This is a genomic window from Paenarthrobacter sp. AMU7, from assembly GCF_041200195.1.
Lineage (GTDB): Bacteria > Actinomycetota > Actinomycetes > Actinomycetales > Micrococcaceae > Arthrobacter.
Genome location: NZ_CP165735.1, coordinates 591,342 through 611,952, shown reverse-complemented (window position 1 = coordinate 611,952; position 20,611 = coordinate 591,342). Strand labels below are relative to the sequence as shown.

Annotated in this window: 20 protein-coding genes and 1 pseudogene; 10 read left to right on the top strand and 11 right to left on the bottom strand. The window is 62.1% G+C overall.

Features of this window, described 5'->3' with window-relative positions; translation table 11 throughout:
- Window positions 1-86: 86 nt before the first annotated feature.
- The 3 genes from ABQM86_RS03025 to ABQM86_RS03015 are packed head-to-tail and all read left to right on the top strand — an operon-like array spanning window position 87 to window position 2,721.
- Complete coding sequence (locus ABQM86_RS03025; protein WP_207596036.1) at window positions 87-803, top strand: CoA transferase subunit A; 717 nt, start codon at window positions 87-89, stop codon at window positions 801-803.
- Window positions 804-823: 20 nt separating this feature from the next.
- On the top strand, window positions 824-1,510 hold the full coding sequence (locus ABQM86_RS03020) for a CoA transferase subunit B (protein ID WP_369745895.1): 687 nt from the start codon (window positions 824-826) through the stop codon (window positions 1,508-1,510).
- Window positions 1,507-2,721, top strand: coding sequence for an acetyl-CoA acetyltransferase (locus ABQM86_RS03015; RefSeq protein WP_369745894.1), 1,215 nt, complete (start codon window positions 1,507-1,509; stop codon window positions 2,719-2,721). The genes ABQM86_RS03020 and ABQM86_RS03015 overlap by 4 nt, the downstream gene beginning before the upstream one ends.
- On the opposite strand, the pseudogene ABQM86_RS03010 reads toward ABQM86_RS03015, so the two are convergent.
- Window positions 2,722-3,449, bottom strand: a pseudogene (locus tag ABQM86_RS03010) (ankyrin repeat domain-containing protein).
- Window positions 3,450-3,468: 19 nt separating this feature from the next.
- Window positions 3,469-4,053, bottom strand: a complete 585-nt coding sequence (locus tag ABQM86_RS03005; protein ID WP_207596033.1) for a heme-binding protein — start codon at window positions 4,051-4,053, stop codon at window positions 3,469-3,471.
- 179 nt (window positions 4,054-4,232) lie between these two features.
- Between ABQM86_RS03005 and ABQM86_RS03000 the strand changes: the two genes are divergently transcribed.
- From ABQM86_RS03000 to ABQM86_RS02980, 5 genes are read left to right on the top strand one after another with little or no spacing between them, the layout of a single operon-like run.
- Window positions 4,233-5,426 (top strand): sensor histidine kinase, encoded by a 1,194-nt coding sequence (locus ABQM86_RS03000; RefSeq protein ID WP_369745893.1) that lies wholly within the window; start codon window positions 4,233-4,235, stop codon window positions 5,424-5,426.
- Window positions 5,423-6,049, top strand: a complete 627-nt coding sequence (locus tag ABQM86_RS02995; protein WP_207596031.1) for a response regulator transcription factor — start codon at window positions 5,423-5,425, stop codon at window positions 6,047-6,049. Before ABQM86_RS03000 ends, ABQM86_RS02995 begins: the two co-directional genes overlap by 4 nt.
- 26 nt (window positions 6,050-6,075) lie before the next feature.
- On the top strand, window positions 6,076-6,642 hold the full coding sequence (locus ABQM86_RS02990) for an HdeD family acid-resistance protein (RefSeq protein ID WP_207596030.1): 567 nt from the start codon (window positions 6,076-6,078) through the stop codon (window positions 6,640-6,642).
- Between the two features lie 60 nt (window positions 6,643-6,702).
- Window positions 6,703-7,509: an exodeoxyribonuclease III gene (locus tag ABQM86_RS02985; protein ID WP_089597124.1), complete on the top strand. Its 807-nt coding sequence runs from the start codon at window positions 6,703-6,705 to the stop codon at window positions 7,507-7,509.
- A 31-nt stretch (window positions 7,510-7,540) separates the two neighbouring features.
- Window positions 7,541-8,497, top strand: coding sequence for a hypothetical protein (locus tag ABQM86_RS02980; protein WP_207596029.1), 957 nt, complete (start codon window positions 7,541-7,543; stop codon window positions 8,495-8,497).
- Between the two features lie 9 nt (window positions 8,498-8,506).
- Here ABQM86_RS02980 and ABQM86_RS02975 read toward each other — a convergent pair whose 3' ends face one another.
- From ABQM86_RS02975 to ABQM86_RS02960, 4 genes are all read right to left on the bottom strand, one after another.
- Complete coding sequence (locus ABQM86_RS02975) at window positions 8,507-9,559, bottom strand: LacI family DNA-binding transcriptional regulator (protein ID WP_207596028.1); 1,053 nt, start codon at window positions 9,557-9,559, stop codon at window positions 8,507-8,509.
- Between the two features lie 115 nt (window positions 9,560-9,674).
- Window positions 9,675-10,637 carry a carbohydrate ABC transporter permease gene (locus ABQM86_RS02970; RefSeq protein ID WP_089593429.1) on the bottom strand — a complete coding sequence of 321 codons (963 nt, stop codon included), beginning with the start codon at window positions 10,635-10,637 and terminating at the stop codon, window positions 9,675-9,677.
- A complete protein-coding gene (locus ABQM86_RS02965; protein ID WP_207596027.1) occupies window positions 10,634-11,599 on the bottom strand; it encodes a carbohydrate ABC transporter permease in 966 nt (321 codons plus the stop codon). Before ABQM86_RS02965 ends, ABQM86_RS02970 begins: the two co-directional genes overlap by 4 nt.
- Window positions 11,600-11,695: 96 nt before the next feature.
- A complete protein-coding gene (locus ABQM86_RS02960) occupies window positions 11,696-13,042 on the bottom strand; it encodes an ABC transporter substrate-binding protein (RefSeq protein ID WP_089593427.1) in 1,347 nt (448 codons plus the stop codon).
- A 251-nt stretch (window positions 13,043-13,293) separates the two neighbouring features.
- On the opposite strand from ABQM86_RS02960, the gene ABQM86_RS02955 reads away from it, so the two are divergent.
- On the top strand, window positions 13,294-13,695 hold the full coding sequence (locus ABQM86_RS02955) for a helix-turn-helix transcriptional regulator (RefSeq protein ID WP_207596026.1): 402 nt from the start codon (window positions 13,294-13,296) through the stop codon (window positions 13,693-13,695).
- A 29-nt stretch (window positions 13,696-13,724) separates the two neighbouring features.
- Here ABQM86_RS02955 and ABQM86_RS02950 read toward each other — a convergent pair whose 3' ends face one another.
- The 5 genes from ABQM86_RS02950 to ABQM86_RS02930 form a co-directional block, all read right to left on the bottom strand.
- Window positions 13,725-14,369 carry a DNA alkylation repair protein gene (locus ABQM86_RS02950; protein WP_369746618.1) on the bottom strand — a complete coding sequence of 215 codons (645 nt, stop codon included), beginning with the start codon at window positions 14,367-14,369 and terminating at the stop codon, window positions 13,725-13,727.
- A gap of 147 nt (window positions 14,370-14,516) precedes the next feature.
- Window positions 14,517-15,332, bottom strand: a complete 816-nt coding sequence (locus ABQM86_RS02945) for an anti-sigma factor domain-containing protein (protein WP_369745892.1) — start codon at window positions 15,330-15,332, stop codon at window positions 14,517-14,519.
- A complete protein-coding gene (locus tag ABQM86_RS02940; RefSeq protein ID WP_369746617.1) occupies window positions 15,319-15,933 on the bottom strand; it encodes an RNA polymerase sigma factor in 615 nt (204 codons plus the stop codon). Before ABQM86_RS02940 ends, ABQM86_RS02945 begins: the two co-directional genes overlap by 14 nt.
- A 16-nt stretch (window positions 15,934-15,949) precedes the next feature.
- Window positions 15,950-16,348, bottom strand: a complete 399-nt coding sequence (locus ABQM86_RS02935) for a class F sortase (RefSeq protein WP_369745891.1) — start codon at window positions 16,346-16,348, stop codon at window positions 15,950-15,952.
- Window positions 16,349-16,877: 529 nt separating this feature from the next.
- A complete protein-coding gene (locus tag ABQM86_RS02930; RefSeq protein WP_280626294.1) occupies window positions 16,878-17,744 on the bottom strand; it encodes a DUF4397 domain-containing protein in 867 nt (288 codons plus the stop codon).
- Window positions 17,745-18,531: 787 nt separating this feature from the next.
- On the opposite strand from ABQM86_RS02930, the gene ABQM86_RS02925 reads away from it, so the two are divergent.
- Entirely contained in the window at window positions 18,532-20,538 is a 2,007-nt protein-coding gene (locus ABQM86_RS02925; RefSeq protein ID WP_369745890.1) for a glycosyl hydrolase family 8, read from the top strand.
- The last annotated feature ends 73 nt before the right edge of the window (window positions 20,539-20,611 follow it).

The following is a 20,611-nucleotide window of genomic DNA, read 5'->3' as shown; positions in this document are numbered from 1 at the left end:
CATCCCTCAAGGAACCTAGGCTCAGTCTTAAGCGAAAGAGGTCCACAAAGTGGACGCACCATCTAAAGCTCGACGAGGAGTTCGGAATGTCCACCATGTACGCGAGCGCAGCCCAAGCGCTGCAGAACCTGATGGCAGACGGCCTGACCATCGCCGTCGGGGGCTTCGGCCTGAGCGGAATCCCCGCAGACCTGATCGATGCCGTCCGGGAATCGGGTGCCAAGGACCTCACCATCGTTTCCAACAACATGGGGGTGGATGGCAAGGGTCTCGGCGTCCTGATCGAGGCCGGCCAGGTCCGGAAGGTCATAGCTTCCTATGTGGGCGAGAACAAACTTTTCGCCGAGCAGTACCTTGCGGGGAAACTCGAGGTCGAATTCACGCCGCAAGGCACCCTGGCTGAACGCCTCCGCGCCGGCGGCGCCGGCATCCCCGCCTTCTACACGCGCACCGGTGTGGGAACTTTGGTTGCCGAAGGCAAGCCCCTGGAAGAGTTCGACGGCGTCACGTACGTCCGCGAGCGCGCCATCACCGCCGACGTCGCGCTGGTTCACGCCCACACGGCCGACACGGACGGCAACCTGATCTACCGCTACACCGCCCGCAACTTCAACCCTGTGGTGGCTACTGCCGGGAAAGTCACCATCGCCGAGGCCGAAGTCATTGTGCAGCCGGGCGGGCTGGACCCCAACCACATTGTGACCCCCGGCGTTTACGTGCAAGGGCTGGTCCTGGCCACCGCACGGGTTAAGGACATCGAACAGCGCACGGTCCGGCAGCGTGCCGAAGCCCTCACGGTTTAGAAGCAAAAGGAGCATTCACCATGGCATGGACACGTGACCAGATGGCCGCCATCGCGGCCGAAGAACTGAACGACGGCGACTACGTTAACCTCGGCATCGGCATCCCCACGCTGGTGGCCAACAACCTGCCCGACGGCGTGCGGGTGGTCCTCCAGAGCGAGAATGGCCTGCTCGGCATGGGCCCGTTCCCGTATGAGGGCGAGGAAGACGCCGACCTTATTAACGCAGGCAAGCAGACCGTCACCATCACCCCCGGCGGCAGCATCTTCGACTCCGCTACTTCGTTCGGCATGATTCGCGGCGGTCACGTGAAGGTGGCCATCCTGGGTGCCATTCAGGTCTCCGGGTCCGGCGACCTCGCCAACTGGACCATCCCCGGCAAGATGGTCAAGGGCATGGGCGGAGCCATGGACCTGGTGGCCGGAACACCGCGTGTGGTGGTACTCACCGAGCACAATGCCAAGGACGGCACGGCCAAGATCGTCCGCGAATGTACTTTGCCGCTGACGGGCCTCCGGTGCGTTGACCGGATCATCACGGACCTGGCCGTTTTTGACATCGAAGAAACGCACGACGGCGGCACCCGCCTTCTGCTGACCCGCCTCGCCCCGGGCGTCACGGTGGAGGAGCTCCGCAGCAAGACGGACGCAGAGTTCACGGAAGCGCTCACCTCTGAAGAACACACGCTTGAAGGAGCCAACGCATGAGCCTGAAAGACCAGTTCGGCAAAGACATCCTGCTCACTGGATGGGGACACAGCAAGTTCGGCAAGCTCACGGATGACACCTTGGAGTCGCTGATCGTCCAGGTGGCCGGCGAAGCCATTCGGAATTCGGGACTCAACCCCAAGGACATTGACGAGATCTACCTCGGCCAGTTCAACTCCGGCATGCAGCCTTTGGGCTTCACGTCGTCCCTGGCCCTCCAGCTTTCAGCGGACTTGGCCAACGTTCCGGCTACCCGCACTGAGAACGCGTGCGCTTCCGGATCGGCTGCCTTCCAGCAGGGCGTCAAGGCTGTCCTCGCCGGAACCGCGCGCAACGTGCTGGTGATCGGCGCAGAGAAAATGACCGACGCCGGAGCGGATGTGGTGGGGGCAGCCCTCCTGGGCGCTTCGTACGAGATGGCGGGCAAGGCGTCCTCCACAGGATTCACGGGCCTGTTCGCGGAGGTGGCCAAGCATTACGGGAAGCGCTACGGTTCCGGCATCGACGCCGAGAAGTACCCCGGCGGCCTCGGCGATGTCCTGGGTTCCATTGCCGCCAAGAATCACCGGAACGGCATGGACAACCCGTACGCCCAGATGCATCGCGACTTCGGCGAGGAATTCTGCCGGACCATTTCCGAGAAGAACCCCATGGTGGCCGAGCCTTTGCGCCGCACGGATTGTTCGCCGGTCTCGGACGGTGCCGCCGCCGTCGTGCTGTCAACGTCGGCGACCGGCGGCGCTACGGCACCTGTGCGCCTTGCCGGGTTTGGTCACGCGAACGACTTCTTCCCCGCGGAGAAGCGGGATCCCACCGAGTTTGCCGCCACCAGGGCTTCGTGGGAGCGTGCGCTGGGCATGGCTGGTGTGGGCCTTGAGGGCCTGGACTTCGCAGAGGTGCACGACTGCTTCACCATCGCCGAGCTCATCATGTACGAGGCCATGGGGCTCACACCTCGCGGCGAAGGGGCGCGCGCTGTCCAGGAGGGTTGGGTATACAAGGACGGGAAGCTGCCCGTCAACGTCTCCGGCGGGCTCAAGGCCAAGGGACACCCCGTGGGCGCCACGGGCGTGTCGCAGCATGTCATCGCGGCCATGCAACTCACGGGCACTGCGGGGGACATGCAACTTCCGAACGCACGGCGCGGTGCCGTGCAGAACATGGGCGGCGTCGGCATCGCCAACTACGTGAGCGTGCTGGAAGCCGTGTAGTTACCGGTTCCGGATCAACGTCGCGATCTCCGTAAACCCGAGCCGCTCTGCGTTCTGCAGGGCGGTTCGGCCTTGGGGGTCGCGGATATCCGGGTTGGCACCGGCTGCGAGAAGTTGCCGGACCACGTCCTGCTGGTTCGGTCCCCCGTTGTTGAGCAGGATGGCTTCCTGCATGGCAGTCCAGCCCAGGTTGTTGATGTGGTCTACGGGCACACCTGCTGCGATCAGAATCCGGACAGTTTCCGTATGCCCGTGCTCGCTCGCAGGGATCAGCGCAGTGCCGCCGTATCTGTTGGTGCTGCGAACATCCGCGCCCGCGGTCAAGGTCAGCTGCAGGACCTCGTTGAAACCCTCCGCACCCGCGTAGAGGAAGGCGGAGTCCTGGATATCTTGGCATTGACGTTTCCGCCGGCCGCGATGAGTTCACGAACCCTCGCAGCGTCATTGGCTTTCGCGGCGAGGATCAGGAGTCGGTCGGTTTCCCTCTGGGCCTCGGGTGACAGTCGGGGAGGCACAGCAGCCGACGACGCCGGGCCGGGACTTGGGGTCGACGCTGCGGTCGAGTGGGGGGCTGCGGGAGTCGGGACCGGACCGCCGGACGGTAAGGCCGCCGTCGTGCCCGGACTGGCTGTGACGGACGGCGGGGGCGACGGCGCGCAGCCAGCCATGAGCCCGGCGACCAGTACGCTTGCACCGATCACCGAACCGGCCAGGCCGCGCGCCTTCATGGAACTCATACCGTCGAGGCTACTTTGCTGCCGCGGCCAAGGCTTCAGCACCGGCCGTGGCGCAGGCTTCGTCGAGTGCGCCGTCGGGTGCTCCGCCGACTCCGATGCCGGCCACCGACACGCCGTTGACCTTGAGCGGGACGCCGCCGGCCAGGAACAGGGTGCCGGGGAGGTCGGCGATGGACGGGCCGTTGCCGTTGATGCGCTTGGCGAGCTCGCTGGTGGGAGCACCGAAGGCTGCGGCCGTGTAGGCCTTCTGCTTGGCGGCTTCGATGGTGTGCTCGGCGGCGTTGTCACCGCGAAGGAGTGCCTGGACAGTGCCGAAACGGTCAACCAGGGCCACGGTGACGAACGGCAGTTTGTCCGCCTGGCACTTGGCTAGCGCGGCGTTGACGGCGGCGCTCGAAGCACCCACGGAGATACGGTTCTGCGCTACGACGTTCTCCGGTGCCGGCTGTACTTCTGCGGCAACTTTCACGGGGGCGGCCTGGGCGGCAGCCGGCGCGGCTGCGGGTGACACTGCGTTGGCCACGGCAGTCACACCACCGGTGAGCAGCAGCGCTCCGGCAGCGGCGGCGGCGATCATCTTACGGGACTTCTTCACGGGGTTCTCCTAGTGGTGGGCATCGGGTGCAGTGGTTCGTATCGGGTACATCTCCATGCTTCCGCGGACGCCCTCAACGCCACATCGCCCGGTCGCCGTTCCCGGGCTCAGCCTTTCCGTCATCGGTATCAGCCAAAAGGTGGAGAGACCGATGCCCGCGCGGGATCTAGCATGGGAAGATGCCAACTGCCCCTCCACAGCCGGCGCCGAGCATTCGCTTCGACGGTCGCATCGATGCTGTGGTGCATCTGGGCTTCGCCGTCCTGATGGTCGCTTCAGCGGTCCGCTACGTCATGCGGCACTCCCCCGCCGACAACCTCTGGACAGTGGCTTTGGCTGGAACCGTCTGTGTCCTTTACACGGTCACAGCAGTGCTGGCCCGGCGACGGGAACGTGGCCGGCGGCAACCCGGCCAGCCTCGCCGGCTATGGATTCCGTGGATGATCGTCCTGGTGGCGGCGTGGGCGGCGCTCGTCATCGCCGCCCCCAGCTTCGCGTGGTGTTCCTTCGCTATCTTTTTCCTTACCCGGACCGCTTTCCGCGGGTGGGCCGCCTATCTGGCGGGGGGCGCGACGGCGGCCGCCACCGCCGTCGGACTCTTCCGGATGAGCGATTGGACAGACATCGCGATGCTGCTGGGTCCGCTCGCCGCGGGCGCCCTGCTCACGTTGATTTACGACAAGATTGAGCGCGACCAGGAACGGCTTGCCGCCGGCGAGAGGCAAGCCGGAGTCGCCGCCGAGCGCGAGCGTGTTTCCCGGGAAATCCACGACACCGTCACCCAGGGCCTGGCCAGCAGCCTTCTCCTCCTCGAAGCAGCCCAACGCTCCTGGCCCGCTCCTGCTTCGAACCAGGATGTGCGCAAAGCTGCGGATCTGTTGCGACGCAACCTCGCCGATACCCGCAGCCTGGTACACGAACTCTCCGCGCCCGGCCTGGAATCCGGGCCCCTCCCCGAGGCCCTGGAGCACGCAGCACGGCAATATGTGGAGACCATCCGCGTCCAAGTCACCGGAGATCCGCGGCCTCTCCCTTCCGAGGTGCGGCACGCCCTGCTGCGCGTCACCCAGAGCGCAGTGGCCAACATCAAACTACATGCCCGCGCGAACCACGCCAGCGTGACCCTTGGGTACCTTCCGTCTGCGGTTACCTTGGACGTGTACGACGACGGCCGCGGCTTTGATCCCGGAACGGTACCTCCGCCGTCGGAAGCCGGAGGATACGGGCTTCGGGCCATGCGGCAACGCGTGGAACAGTTGGGCGGAGAATTGTCTGTGGAGAGCACGCCTGACGAGGGCACCATCATCGCGGCGCAGCTGCCGGTCGGGCCGCCCGCACAACCGGATAATGGCTCAAAGGAGGAGGCCCTGTGACCCGCATTTCCGTGCTTCTCGTGGACGACCACACCGTAGTCCGGAGCGGACTCACGGCGCTGTTGGGCACCCAAGCCGATATCGCCGTCGTCGGGGAAGCCGCCTCCGGTGAGGAAGCGCTGGAAGCGGCGCAGCAGCATGCCCCGGACGTCGTCCTCATGGACCTGGCCATGGGTGCCGGGATGGACGGCATCGAAGCCATCAAACAGCTCCGCCAGCGAACCCCCAAGCAGGCGATCATTGTGTTCACCACCTACGACTCGGACGCAGACATCGTCCGTGCCGTAGACGCCGGCGCCATGGGTTATCTGCTCAAGGATGCTGCCCCGGAGGAGATCTTCGCGGCGGTTCGAGGAGCTGTGCAGGGAAAGAGTGTGATGAGCGCTCCGGTGGCCTCCCGGCTGTTCCAACAACTGCGGAACCCGGACGAAATCCTCACCCCGCGCGAGGCCGAACTGCTCAGCCTGCTGACCGAAGGCCTCAGCAACCGTGACCTTGGAAAACGTCTCTTCATCTCGGAGGCAACAGTCAAGACCCACCTCGCCCACATCTACGCCAAACTGGGCGTCGAGACGCGGGCAGCGGCCATCGCCACAGCTATCCGCCGCGAGGGGATGCGGTAGGAGACGCGGTTGGCTACTCTGGCCCTATGTCGGACGCAGCGGATCGCAAAATGTTCAAAACCCCGGGAACGGCTTTGATCGTCCGGGGAGTCCTCGCCATTGTTTTTGGCCTGTTGATTATTGCTTTGCCCAGCGCTACGGCGTTCGTGGTGATTGTCATGTTCGGGGTCTTCGCGATCATTGACGGCATCACCAGCGTGGCGCATTACTTCTACGACCCCGCAGGCCGGTCCCGCTGGACCATAGTGGGCGGCCTGATCTCCATTGCTGCCGGCATCCTGGCCATTGCCTGGCCGGGAATTACGGCCGCCGCAGTGGGCGTCCTCATCGGGCTGTGGGCCTTGGTGTTGGGTCTCTCGCAAATCGTCCTGTCCCTGGCCGCCAGGAATTTCGTCCGCAACTGGGGAATCTGGTTCCTGACCGGCCTCATCACCACCGTTTTCGGCATCTTTGTGCTGGTGAATCCGGGCTTGGGCTTCCTGAGCCTGGTGTGGATGTTGGCAGGGTTCGCGATGGTGATGGGCCTGCTGCTCATCGCCTCCGGCATCGGGCTGCGCAAACTGGCCAACACGGAGCCGCTGTATGGCCACTAAGGTCGCGGTAAAAAGCCGTCAGGGGATGCGCTCAGCGCCAAGTTCGGTAAGTTAGTGGCTGTGAAGATAGCTACCTGGAATGTGAACTCCCTCCGCGCCCGTGCAGACCGCGTTGAAGCCTGGCTTGAGCGAAGCGACTGCGATGTCCTGGCCATTCAGGAGACCAAGTGCAAGGACGAAAACTTCCCGTGGGAGCTCTTCGAGCGTATGGGCTACGAGGTTGCCCACTTCGGTGTGAACCAGTGGAACGGTGTTGCCATCGCCTCCCGCGTGGGGCTGGAAGATGTTGAACGCACGTTCCTGGACCAGCCGGCGTTCGGCAAGGCCGGCAAAGATCCCGCGCAGGAAGCCCGCGCCATCGCCGCTACCTGCGGCGGCATCCGCATCTGGAGCCTCTACGTCCCCAACGGCCGTTCCCTGGACGACGAACACATGCCGTACAAGATCAAATGGCTGGATGTCCTTCAGGGCCATGCCGCTGAATGGGTCAAGTCCGATCCCACTGCGCAGATCGCCCTCATGGGTGACTGGAACATTGCCCCGTTCGACGACGACGTGTGGGACATCGAACTGTTCCGCACCAACAACTACACCCACGTCTCCGAACCAGAGCGCGCCGCCTTCCACGCGTTCGAAGCCGCAGGATTTACCGACGTCGTCCGTCCCTACACTCCGGGCCCCGGCGTGTACACCTACTGGGACTACACGCAGCTGCGCTTCCCCAAGAAGGAAGGCATGCGGATCGACTTCTGCCTCGCATCCCCGGCACTGGCTTCGCGGGTCACCGGCGCCTCCATTGACCGCGAGGAACGCAAGGGCAAGGGCGCTTCGGACCACGCTCCCGTGATCGTGGAGCTCGCAAACTGAGTACACATCACTAACGAAAGGGGCAGCTGATATGACTGGAAACCTGTATCGGGGCCAGGCAGGGCTGCCCTTCTCTTCATCGCTGCGCATTTACGAGCCCCTCGAAGCGTTCCCGCCCGAACAGCAGCGCCAGCTCGTGGCGAAGGGCAGCAAGAGCGGTTCCCGGGCCGCCGTCGAAAATGCGGAGCTGCAGGCCTCGCTGGGCCGCATCACACGTTCCGGCGGCGACCCGTTCCCCACCGGCAGCACCGACCTGGTGCGCATGACGCGGGTTCCCACCGGACGTCACGCGGCAACGCCGGACGAAGCTGGAACAGACCAAGCAGCCGCGGCGGACGGAGCTGCCGCGTCCCACCACAGTGCGGCATCGGCCCAGGAAGGGCACGACGCCGGACGGTTGCTTTACTGCCCCAGCCAACTGGTGATTCGGGCCGGCTTGGCAGCCAACGCGCTCATGGACGGTGTGCACAGTCCCTTGGCCGACCTCCTCATTCCCGTCTCGCAACGTGACAAGCACCAGGTCAGAATCGATCGAATCAACGCCGGGGAAGATGCAAAGCGCGTCCATACCCGGGCCTCAACGTGGGGTATCCCGTTCAGCTGGTTCTCGCTCTTCGCCGAGTCGGACCGCAAGGACGTAGTGGAGGCTGAAGGGCGCATTCTCACCGTCCGGGTGTGGACTCCCCTCACGGAGGCCCTGGACCGTGCACGCTTCGCCGTGGCCCACTTGGCTTTGGCTGCGCCGGACCTGGACATGCTGGATGACCTGACGCAGCTCACCGAATGGCTGGAACTCTTTCATATCCAGTCCATGGTGGAACTGGACTACGGCGCAGTGGCAGACAAGGTGTATCCGGACGAGTCCCCCATGGACGTGCGGCTGGGCATCGAATGCCTCGCCGAGGGCGACATGACCGGCGCGGCCGCTGCATACCGGAGGCTCGCCTCGCGCTGGATCCCCATCCGGCAGCTGGCGCGGGCCTCCTAGCCGGCGGCTTTATGCGCCGGGTGGGGCGGTTGTCTCGCGCACGATCAGCTCGTGGGGAGCCACTTCCGAATGCACGGCTTCCGGGTTGCCGTCCAACTCGTCCAGCAGCATTTTCGTGGCAAGCTCGGCCTGGTTGTCGGGGCGCTGGCCCACTGTAGTCAGGCCAATGGAGGCCGAGAAATCGTGATCGTCAATGCCGATCACTGAGAGGTCTTGAGGCACCCTGACGCCGTGGCGGCCGGCCTCAAAAATGACGCCCATCGCCATCTCGTCCGACGAACAGAAAATAGCTGTCGGTTTGCGTCCGGGCTGGTTCCATAGCCGGTTGAAGGCCTGCTGGCCGCTGGCAACGGTGAAATCGCCCCATTGGTCCCATTCGGGCCGGACCTCCAGTCCGGCGTCGGTCATGACTTCCTGGAAGGCGCGGATACGCACGCGGGGTACGTCGAAGTTCAGGTCCGTTTCGTCGTCGCCGTGGAGCAGGGCGATGTCCTTGTGGCCCAGGTCCAGGAGGTGCCGCACTGCGGTGGACGCGGCGTCGTAATCGTTGATGCCGATGTACGCACAATCCTCAACGTGCCCGCCCACCACAACCAGCGGGATATCGATCTTGTGGAGGTGTTCCAGCTCTTCCGCGGTCAAGGACATGCACAGCACCAACAGGGCGTCGATTTGTTTGTAGACCATGGTGGAACTGAAGAGCCGCTCACGGTTGCTCCCGTGGCCCCCCAGGTTGAACAGCGAGAGATTGTACTTGCGGGAATGCAGCTCACGGTCCGCACCCTCGATGGCCTTTGAGAAGAACCAACGGCTCACGAAAGGGGCCAGCACACCGATGGTGCGCGTACGGCCGGTGGCCAGGCCTGACGCTGACGACGACGCCACATACCCGAGTGAACTGGCTACTTCGAGGATTCTTTCGCGAGTGGCCGGAGAAACCCGAGGTAACCCCCGCACGGCCCGTGAGACGGTGGCCGTCGAGACTCCGGCGGCTGCAGCGACGTCCTCAATGCTGACGCCGGTATGGCCACCGCGTTGGGATCTACCCGTTGTTTTTGACACAGGCTCCCCTCTCCGGCCGCCGTTGCTCCGCCTACACCTTAAAGTGTCTGTTTGTGGTTTGAAGCCCTCGGTTACGCAGCCGCGTAATGCGCTGCGTAACCGAAGCTTCAAATTTCTAGCCCTTAAGGCCGCCGGACAGCAGGCCGCGCACAAAGTAGCGCTGCAATCCGAAGAACACCAGAAGCGGGACAATGATGGAGACGAACGCTGCTGCCGGGTTCAAGTAGTCCCTGGCTCCGCGGGTACCCGAGAGCTCCGCCAAGCGCTGCGTAATCGGAGCAACGTCCGCCGTGCCACCGGAGAACACCAACGCCACCAGGAGGTCATTCCAGACCCACAGGAACTGGAAGATCGCCAGCGAGGCAAGCGCCGGAACGGAGAGCGGCAGGATAATCCGCCAGAAGATGGTGCTGTGTCCGGCACCGTCCACCCTTGCTGCCTCGATGACTTCACCGGGAATTTCGGAGATGAAGTTGTGGAGCAGGAAGATGCCCAGCGGAAGGCCGAACATGGTGTGGGCGATCCACAGCTGCGCGTAGGATCCTGCCGGCAACTGCAGGGTCTGCGTGAAGAACTGCAGGAGCGGAATCAGCGCCATCTGGAGCGGAATGATCTGCAGGGCGAAGACGAAGATGAACAACGCATCGCGGCCCTTGAACTTTCCCCAAGCGAACACATAGGCGGCCATGGATGCCAGCACCAGCACGAAGATGGTGACCGGGATGACGATCGCTATGGAGTTGACGAAGTACTGGGAAAGGTTGGCTGACTGCGAACCCGCCGGGGTCAGGACGTCGGCGTAGTTCTTGAACGTGAACTGCCAGTCGACGAAGGCATTCCACCAGCCGTCGGACCGGGGACCGACCTGCTTGGCGGCAGGACGGAACGAGGTGACAAAGAGGCCGAACGTCGGCACAGACCATACGACGGCGATAATGACCGCTGCCGCCGTTGCCCACTTGGAGGTGAGCTTGGTCTTGACGCGCCGCATGATCGGCTGGGCGTCCTCTGTGGGGTCGGATCCAGGACGCTGCCGGGTGGCCTTCGAGGCCTCTTTCGGGGCTGGCGTGGCTGTCAATGGATCTCCCTTTGCTTGCGAAGGACTCGAGCGTTGTACACGACGATGGGCAGCACCATGAGGAACAGGATCAGGGCCAAAGCGGCACCACGTCCCGGCTCACCGGCGCGGAAGGCCTGCGTGTACATTTCGTTGGCGACCACGGACGTGTCGTAGTTTCCGGCGGTCATGGTCCGGACAATGTCGAAGACCTTCAGAGTAGCGATGGTAATGGTGGTCAGCACCACCACCAGGGCTCCACGGATACCCGGAATGGTGACGTTGCGGAACTGCTGCCATGCGTTGGCACCATCCAGGCGGGCTGCCTCGATGAGTTCCACCGGAACACCCTTGATGGCCGCGGACAAGATCACCATGGCAAAACCGGTCTGGATCCAGACCATCACGATGATGAGGAAGATGGTGTTTTCCGGGGCATCCAGCAGGAACTGCTTGGGATCCATCCCCAAGGCAACCCTGAAGAAGTTAATGACACCGGTCTGCTCGATGTTGGGACCACGGTAGTCGTACACGAGCTTCCAGATGATGCCGGCACCCACGAAGGAAATTGCCATCGGCATGAAGACCAGCGACTTCAGCACCCGCTCGCCGCGGGCCTTGTCAATGAACACAGCGTAGGCAAGGCCAAAGCTCGTCGACAGCAGCGGAACCAGGACTGTCCAGATGACCGTGTTCCGGAGCGTGGTCAGCGCCTCGGGCTGCGTGAACATCCACACAAAGTTGTCGAATCCGTTGGCATTTCCGCCGGCGTCCGTAAAAGCGAGCATTGACGTGCGGATGGCCGGATAGACCAGGCCCACGAGCATCAGGATGGCGGCAGGAGCAAGGAAGCCTGCCACCGTAACCTTGTCTTTGACTGATTTAGGAGCCCTGTCCACCAGCAACATGATGAGGCCGATGACCGCTGCGAATATCGCCAGGGCTATCACTACTTGTAGGAGTTTTTCTCCAATAAATTCCATACCCAACCTCCGGGGCGTGAGTGAATCACTAAGTACCGGGAAAAGCACTGCCTCCCCGGCTGGGCAAACCAGCCAGGGGAGGCAGCACTTTGGGAGTTAGCTCTTAGGCCAGCTGGATTCGATGCTGTTGGCAACCTCCTGGGAGGACGTGCCGTTGATCCACTGCACGATGCCCTTCCAGAAGGAGTTGGAACCTACGGCACTCGGCATCAGGTCCGAGCCGTCGAAACGGAAGACGGTGTCCGGGTCCTGGAGGATCTGGACAGTCAGCTTGTCGAGGTCGGACTGGGCGTTGGCGGGATCCAGGCCCTTGTTGGCACTGACCACGCCGCCGAGCTTGACACGGTTGTTGGCGAAGTCGGCACTGGCCAGGTATGCCAGGAAGGACTGGACCTCAGGGGTGTCCTTGTAGGCGCCCACCATTTCGCCGCCACCGGTGACTGCTTTGCCCTTGCTTTCGTCGATCGGCGGAGTGATGAAGGCCCAGACATCGCCATCTTCAGCAACATTGGTTCCTGCAGGCCAGTTGGCGGCCTGGAAGTTGGCCTGGTGGTGCATGGCGCAGGTGCCGTCAAGGACCGGCTGGCCGGCCTGGGCAAAACCGGTGCTCAGGATCGAACGGACGTCACCGAAGCCGCCGTTAACCATGTCCTGGTTGAGCAGGATGTCGCCGGCCTTGTTGAAGGAATCGACGATCTTGGGGTCGTTGAACGGAATCTGATGGGTAATCCACTGGTCGTAGACCTCGGGGCCGTGTTCGCGCAGAACCACGTCCTCGATCCAGTCCGTGCCGGGCCAACCCGTAGCCTCACCGGATTCGAAACCAGCGCACCACGGTTTCATGTTCTTGTCATCCGCGGCGATCTTCTTGGACAGTTCGATCATTTCGTCCCAGGTCTTGGGGACTTCCCAGCCCTTGTCCTTGAAGGTCTTGGGCGCATACCAAACAAAACCCTTGACGTTGGCCAGCATCGGAGCGGCGTAGAACTTGCCGTCAACGGTGCCGTACTTCTTCCAGTCCGGGGACCAGTTCTTGTCCACGAGGTCGGAAACGGTCTGCGGAGCGGGCTTCAGGTAACCGGCCCGGGCCTGGGTGGCAAGGAGGCCGGGCTGCGGGAAGATCCCGACATCGGGGGCGGTACCGGACTGGGCACGAACGCCGATCTGCGTTTCGAATTCCTTGCTGCCCTCGTACTTGATGGTGATGCCGGTGCAGTCTTCGAACTGCTTCCAGGATTCCTCGAGGTTGGTTGCCTCGATGTCTACGATCGTCGAATAGACGGAGACCGTCTTGCCGTCGTGCTTTCCGTAGCTTTCGTAAGCGGAGCAATCATCCGAGCCTGCGGTTGATCCCCCGCCGCCTCCATCTCCGCTACAGGCGGAAAGGGTAAGTGCCAGAACACCGGCGGCTGCGACCGGTAGCAGGTACTTGGTTTTCTTCATGCTAAAGACTCCTCGCTGAGTACAAGTGATTCGGCGGCGCAATTGATGTGGTGACGCTCACACTAGCTAGAACGGGCGCCAAAATGCAAGCGCTTACACCGAACGTAACCGCATCGATACCAAGTAACCTGCCGATCTCGAGGGGAAGGCTGCCGCGAGGCTCTGTTAAGGGGCATTTGAGTGGTCACCCCTGCCGGGCAGAGCCGGTTTCGATTTGGTTACCCAATATTGCCTATGGAAAAATAGGAAGTGTGGATGAACTTGAAGCACTGCAGACCATCGGCCGATTGATCAAAGAAGAACGCTTGGCCCAGGGATTGAGCCAGGTTCAGTTGGCCAAGCAGGCAGGTACCGCCATCAAGACCGTCCGGACCCTGGAATCAGGAACGCGGCGCACCCAGGAAATCAACCAGCGCAAGCTTGAGCATGCGCTGGGATGGCGTGCAGGGTCCGTCTCAGAGGTCCTCAAGGGAAAATCGACGTTTGCTCCGGAAATGATCACTCCCGACGACATGCGCTCGGGAGACGAACCACGGCAGGGACCTCCGCGCGTCGCCGTCCCTGCAGCTCCCATTGCCCGGGCGTCTCACCTTTCCGACGAAGAACTCCTCGCTGAGCTCACGTACCGGATGATGCACCGTAACAGAGGCTGAATTCGGGCCGCCTCATTTACCGGCCTGGCTCATTTACCAGCCTGGCGCCGTACCATCTCGTTGATCCAGCTGGGCGCAAACGGTGAGGTGCAGTTGGGCGGCGTGGGATAGTCCTTCAGGACCTCCAAACGCTCACCGATGTCCAGGGCCCTGGCCCGGTGTTCCGGAAATTCAATCCCGATCATGGCAAGGCATTGGTTCATGGCCCACTGGAGCCGGTCCGGCGAGTCCTTCATGGTGGCCTCGATAATGTCCAGCAGGACCACAATGTCCAGTCCGTCTGGCTTCTTAACAACACGTTCCGATGTTAGTGACCACCCTGCGCTGGCCACCACAGGATCGGCGTCGGCAAACCAGGCCACCCGCAGCGCTTCGGAGTGCGGACTCTTTTTGACAACGTAATTCACCAGCCAGTCGTGCACCTTGGGGGTCCGTGCTTCCCGGAGCATGCTGTCCAACTCGTCCCGCTCAAAGGCCTTGGGACGGCAGATCAGCAGGGACAACAGCCTGGCCGCGGTGTCACCCGTGGCCCACAATTCACGCGATAGCTCCTGCTGCGTTTTCAGTCGCTTCGCGACGGCGCGCAACTTGCTGAGGTTCACCCCGTGGTCGTCGCCGTGTTTTTCGTTGATTTCCCGCGCACGGGGCTCTTCCAGCGCCGCCAACTCGGCCATGAGCCCGGCCACCGTGGTGTCGAGCACCAACTCTTGGGCCGCCGTCGTTTCAGCCACCGTGGCCTCCTGTCCTTAGGGTGTGGGTTCAGGCTACCCGTTGCTGAAAGCAAGCGCAGCGCACGGTGGCGCGTCAACCGGTTGGACGGCTCAGGAACTAAGCGAACCCCTCACGATGCTCACACTGGAGTGGCCGGGATTTCCATCCAGCGGCTCATCAGAGACGTCGACGATAGGGAAATCGTCCAGATTCAGATCTGACGGAAGCGGGAACGTCCCTGAATCCGACCTCATGATTCCCAGACTGATCAGCCGCTTGAGGTCCGTGCCGATGAGCCAGACCTCCTGGTAGCCCTGTGCTTCATCTTTGCTTAGCTTCACTTCCAGGTTTCGTGATCCGTCCGCGGACTCAAGGACTGTCGCCGATCCTGTGGCAGTGTGCTGGGCGAGTGGGGACAACTCTGCCCGCGCCAATGGCGTTGCCGCTTGATTGAGGTTCCACAGCGTTCCACCCGCGATGACCAAGGCCCCCGCCGCAGCAACTGCCAACCAGGTCCCGCGGCGTTGCCACCCTAGGGGACGCTTCTTGACGGAACGTATGTCTGTGGGTGGTGCCGGGGGTTGCCCTGGTCCGGGCGGGTCGGTGTGGCCGGCTTTACTGGTTTCAGTCCCAGTCGCAGAGCCTGCAGCAGAGCCCGTTGCGGAGCCCGTTGCAGAGCGCAGGGGGTCTGCAACGGTTGCATCGGACAGACCCAGTTCCCGGTGAATCCCGCTCCACACGTTGGGGCCGGGCACCTCAAAGCTTGTGCTGTCCGGCGTGGTTTTCATGGCGTCCACGGCGCGGCGCAATGCGGCGTACTCCGCCGAGCAGGCATCGCAGCTATTGAGATGCCGTTGGCCCTCCTCATCGAGCCAAGCACCGTACAGCGCCAGGAGGCTCAACTCTTCCGGATCAATGTGCGGCACGGTCAACCTCCAGTCTGCTTCTTAGGTGGATCAAGCTGCGTCGAATGTGGCTCTTGACGGTACCAAGGGGTAGTTCAAGCCTGCGGGAAATCTGCTCATGCGTCAGGTCTTCGTAGAACGCTAATTTCATGATGGCGCCCTGCGGTTCACCAAGCCGGTCCAGCTCTCCGTCCAGAAGCAGCCTGTCGGCCACTACCTCAACCGCTTCCCCTGTTGTAGATGCCCCGCCAGTGTCCTGGACCTGGGCAACGGCAAGGATTCTGCGAACTTCCCGGTTTGAGGCAGAGTGTGCGTCCGCAATGGCGTGGCGTGCAATGCCCACTATCCAGGCCGGCAGTCGCGAGACCTCCGGGTGGAAGGTGTCGCGGTGTCGCCAGACCCTAATGAAGACCTCTTGCGTGACGTCGTCGGCTGCCGAACGGTCTCTCAAAGACCTCAAGGCGAGCGTGTGGACCAGCGGGGCGAACTCCCTGTAAGCGGCCACAAGTGCGGACTCATCCCCCGCCATGAATGAAGTGGTCAAAGCATCGTCCCACGCGGATGAAACCTCGTTTGGGGATACCAAAGGAGACTCCTTCCCGGCGTCAGCGACGAGGACCACGGCCGGGTTGGGGTACTTATTCAAGGACCGCGGTGACAATGACATTGTCGCTGTAGTCCATTCGTTCGTCCAGCCACCGGCCCCCGCACGTGACAACCTTGAGTTCGTGCGGACCCGTGCGACGGAACAGAGATTCGCCGTCGAAGGCGTCCTTGGCCATCAAAGTGACGGAAACAACCCGATATTTGAGTGCGGGAGCGCCCTCCCGTCCTACGGTGATCAAGGTTCCGGCCGGCAAGGACTTCAACTGGGAGAACGGTGCTTGATCGGAGGTGGTGTCGATGTGTCCGGCAAGGACAGCCGAGCCTTCCGCTGCTCCGGGGGCTGGCCCGAACCGATACCAGCCGGCCTCATAGAAGGTTTCCGGTATCTCCATAGCCCCACCGGGCGCGACCCCCACGGGTACTACGCCCATATCAATGGAGGTTCCGGCCACTTGGAGTGACACAGGAGGGGGAGTCGCCGCGGGCTGTGTTGGAGTTGCGCCCCGCAGCGAGACTTCGGCAGGGGGTCCGGAAGTCTCGGCGGGAGGCATCGACGGTTGAGTAGGCGACGGTTGAGTTTGCTGCATGCCGGGGATTGAGTCGTTTGCCTCGCTGGAGGCACTCCCTGCCGTCGACGGCGTCGGGGTCCCGCAGGCCGTCAGAAAGAGCACTGCCACGGCGGCCAGCGCTCCCATCCATTGGTGTGTACTGCGACGTCGCCCTGTACTGCTTTGGAGGCGGCGACTTCGGTGTGGCTCACTTGATGTCTTCATGCTTTTTCCTGGCGGTCTACGGCAAGATGCTGCGGCTGCCGTGGTTGATGCGGGGAACGTCCTGGCCATCGCTGCGGACGGCCAGGACGTGTTCCGCTTTTATGCCTTACGGCTCCTTCGCATGAGAGCTTCGGTGTTTGATGACCTCAGCGTTCTGGGACTTCAGTGTTCTAGGAACTTCAGTGTTCTAGGACTTGATCCCGGAGGTGACAGCACGAGCCCTACGATTCCCCAGAGCGATCAGTAGCAACGTTGCCGCAGCGAGGCCACCTCCCAGCATCAGCTGTTCTGTGGACACATCTCCTGCCGAGGCACCTGGAGACAAAGCGCCCGATGAGCCGTCCAGTGCGCCGGGTACCGATCCTGGTGCCGAATGCAGTCCGTCAATGGTCTGCACCGCCAATTGAAGATTCTGGTCAGTGAGGCTTCCCCACGCGTAGACGATGGTGTGTGTTCCTTCGGTCACTGTCACATCCGCAGGGCCAATGACAGGTGCCGTGGTGCCCGCTGCAGCCACGGCGGCTGAGACCGTACCAGGGTCCAGGGTGAGTGTTTGCTCGTTGGGGTTGGCCAGATTGCTAACAACGGCCGTGCCGCCAGCCAGCACATCCACAGCCGGTGCCGCTGCAGTGTGTCGGACGGTCAACTTGCCTTTGCCTGCATCGATGCGCGAGACGTCGTTCGTGAAGAAGTTCGCCGTTGGCTTTCCTGCCGCATCGAGGTTGGCGACGGCGGTGTAGTTGCCGCTTGCAGCCAAGGTCACCGTCACGGGCCCAATAACAGGGGCAGAGGCATCGGCGGCGTCCGAGGCAGTAATTGCGAGATCGTACGCTCCGGGCGGAAGTGCCAACGGGCCGGCCAGTGTGCCTGGAGTGAAGTCGTCCAAGGTTCGTGCTCCGTTGACCCAGACGTCAACGGTCAACCCTGGCACACCGTGCAGTACAGACAGATGTGCGTCGCCCTCCGCCGCTTGCGCGGGGACAGCCAAAACGATTGCTGCTGCCAATGCTGCGGCACTGGCTCCTGCTCCTGCCGAAAGTAATCTGCTGCGCATGTCCTTCTCCTCAATCGGCCCCCTATACGGGGGGAGGTTTGCTGATACCCCTACTACCGCCACAAAGCATGTTTCGGATGCGGAAGCGCGGGATTTTTTGGAATGTTTTCTCAGCCGATGACCCGCGTGGTCTGGCGGCTGCAGGAGCGCCGCAGGCGTGCTGGTCATTGGATCACAGCGAAGTCAGGGAATCCCCCGTGGACACGCCCTTGATTTTGCGTTAAATCAATGCCAATCTATATCGATCCAAGGAAGTCAGCGCGACGAACGGAGTGCGCCCCAGTAGTTCAACCCCGCGAGTAATAGGTGGAGCCGCGGGCTACCCAGGCCGTTGGCGCCAACGGCGCCGGTCAGTCAGCCGTCGTCGTCGGATCGTGCAAAAGAACGGCGAGGGATGAATGGCAATACGAGGACGACGATTCTACAGTGGAAGCCTTGACTATGACCTGGACCGCAATCGGCGGCCTGTAATTCGTGTGCATTCCGCCTTTCGCCGTCATCCGTTGGAATTGAAAGATCCACTGAGCCAAGACACGCAAAGCCCATCCACAATGGCGTAATTAGGAGCTTTTGTATGAAAACAACCAGGACTAGGTCTAAATTTACATCTCAAGCCGTTTTATATGTCACAGTGCTGGCACTCTCGCTGGGGTCCAGCCCGGCGGTCGCGGCCAACCATTCGGCACTACCTAAAGACAAAACACCTAGTGTCACCATTAACGCCGACGGCACAGTCCCGCCCGAACAGTATCCATTTCCGCATAACGCGAAGTATCCGCATGGGATCATGCCCAGCCTGGACCGGGACACACTGAACCGGGACATGCTGTCCATGTACACCAAATGGCGCGACCAGTACATCACCACTGACGGAGCGGAACCTGGTGAAGTGCGGGTCCGTGCGAGCGACTCCAATTACAAAGACGGAGCCCCCTCCGAGGGAGTTGGGTTTGCAATGCTGCTCTCGGTCTATATGGCCAGTCCGGATACGAGCGGCCGCTCGGACTTCGATGGTCTCTTCCGCTACTACATGCGCAATCTCTCCCCCGGCTACAACTTTATGGGCTGGAAGGTGGATAAAGAGGGAAACAACATCGATCCATATGCGGCACCGGACGGCGACTTCGACGCTGCGACATCCCTCCTGATGGCGCACAAGCAGTGGGGCAGTACGGGGGCCATCAACTATCTTGACGAGGCCAAAAAGATCATCCGCGACGCCATGGAGCACCTGATCTACAAGCCTTCCTACATCGTCAAGACCAGCCAGTCGTCCAGCACTGCCGTCATCAGCTCCTATGAGATTCCAGCGTGGTTCGAGCTCTACAAAGACGCTACAGGCGAGGACCGCTGGGACAAGGTGACAGATGCCGGCTACCGGATGTTTGATCACTTCTACAACCTCAACCCCTCAACAGGACTGGTGCCATACAAGTGGGTCCTGTCTTCTTCGGGTGCCCCCACTTACACCGGCACCAGCGGCCCTGACAGCAACTCCACAAGCTACGGGTTTGATCCCTCCAGGCTCCCTTGGCGGGTGGCGCAGGACTTCCTGTGGAACGGGACTGAGAACAGCCCTCTGGCCCACGACCTCCCGGACCGAAACGTGAAGTGGTTCATGTCCAAGATCAACGACAATCCCGACACTGCGCTGGGTACCTACAACATCGATGGGACAGCCAGGGCCACGTTCACATCGCCACGCAATATGACCGGTCCTATGGCCGTTGGCGCCATGGTGGACGCTTCAAACCAGGACTCTCTCGATCTGCTCTACGGTTACCTCCGCAAGCAGGAGCCTATGAGCGACTGGCCCGGCGGCTATTACCAGGACGCCGTCATGATCATGAGCATGCTCGTCCTGACCGGCAACATGCCCAACTTCTATGATTCCGCGCCCTATCCCACCAGCACCATGCCCGCCCCTCTGCCGGTAACGGATACAACAGCACCGGCTCAGCCCCTGAACGTCAGAGTGACCGGCACCACCTTGAACACCATTAACCTGGCATGGACTGCAGCAGCAGATGACCAGGGGCCGGTGATGTATGAGATCCGGCGCGACGGGAAGCTTTTCAACGTCACGCCAACGCTGGCCACCAAATTGGAGTTCCTGGACCCAGGAACTAGCTATTCGATCACTGTGACAGCCAGGGACGCGGCCGGCAACAAAATGGCCAGCGAACCCGTGACAGGGTCAACGATGGTGGACACGGCCGCCCCGGCAAAGACCACCGGGATCATTGCGCAGGCACGAACATTGTCGAGCGTGACGCTTAAATGGAACAAGCCGGCAGACAACGATTCCATCAATGAATTGTCCTACGACGTGTTTCGGAACGGCGTCAAGGTCAACGCCGGTCCGGTCTACTTCCCGAGCGACTACAAGGTAGAGAACCTGCCATCCGGAACAGCCCAGAGCTTCACCATCGTGGCCACGGACAAATCGGGAAACAGATCAACCAGTGAAGTCTTCACAACTTCCACCACTTCCACCGATGTGACCGCGCCGTCGCGTCCGTCGTATCTGGAGGCGGGAAGGACAACCACCGACACCATCCCCCTCAAGTGGACGGCGTCGATCGACGACGATCCCAACGGCTCCATAACGTACGACGTCTTCAACGGGGACACCCAGTTGAACGTCCAACCTGTGGCCGGTACCTCGTTTAACGTGACCAACCTCCACGCACAAACGGAGGTTTCCCTCCGAGTAGTCGCAAAAGATGCTGCCGGCAATACGCGGTCAAGCTACATCTACGACACCAGCACCAAAAAACTCAAAGGCAATTGACCACCCGGGGAATTTCAGATATCCGGCACATACCGCCCTAGCAAGTTCTCTGCCATTCCCCCTGCATTTCGTA

What these genes read in the sequence shown, in the direction of transcription:
- ABQM86_RS03025 (WP_207596036.1), top strand. Translation starts at nt 87, where the DNA reads ATGTCCACCATGTACGCGAGCGCAGCCCAAGCGCTGCAGAACCTGATG.
- ABQM86_RS03020 (WP_369745895.1), top strand. Translation starts at nt 824, where the DNA reads ATGGCATGGACACGTGACCAGATGGCCGCCATCGCGGCCGAAGAACTG.
- ABQM86_RS03015 (WP_369745894.1), top strand. Translation starts at nt 1,507, where the DNA reads ATGAGCCTGAAAGACCAGTTCGGCAAAGACATCCTGCTCACTGGATGG.
- ABQM86_RS03000 (WP_369745893.1), top strand. Translation starts at nt 4,233, where the DNA reads ATGCCAACTGCCCCTCCACAGCCGGCGCCGAGCATTCGCTTCGACGGT.
- ABQM86_RS02990 (WP_207596030.1), top strand. Translation starts at nt 6,076, where the DNA reads ATGTCGGACGCAGCGGATCGCAAAATGTTCAAAACCCCGGGAACGGCT.
- ABQM86_RS02980 (WP_207596029.1), top strand. Translation starts at nt 7,541, where the DNA reads ATGACTGGAAACCTGTATCGGGGCCAGGCAGGGCTGCCCTTCTCTTCA.
- ABQM86_RS02965 (WP_207596027.1), bottom strand. Translation starts at nt 11,599, where the DNA reads ATGGAATTTATTGGAGAAAAACTCCTACAAGTAGTGATAGCCCTGGCG.
- ABQM86_RS02960 (WP_089593427.1), bottom strand. Translation starts at nt 13,042, where the DNA reads ATGAAGAAAACCAAGTACCTGCTACCGGTCGCAGCCGCCGGTGTTCTG.
- ABQM86_RS02950 (WP_369746618.1), bottom strand. Translation starts at nt 14,369, where the DNA reads ATGGCCGAGTTGGCGGCGCTGGAAGAGCCCCGTGCGCGGGAAATCAAC.
- ABQM86_RS02935 (WP_369745891.1), bottom strand. Translation starts at nt 16,348, where the DNA reads ATGGGCGTAGTACCCGTGGGGGTCGCGCCCGGTGGGGCTATGGAGATA.
- ABQM86_RS02930 (WP_280626294.1), bottom strand. Translation starts at nt 17,744, where the DNA reads ATGCGCAGCAGATTACTTTCGGCAGGAGCAGGAGCCAGTGCCGCAGCA.
- ABQM86_RS02925 (WP_369745890.1), top strand. Translation starts at nt 18,532, where the DNA reads ATGCCCAGCCTGGACCGGGACACACTGAACCGGGACATGCTGTCCATG.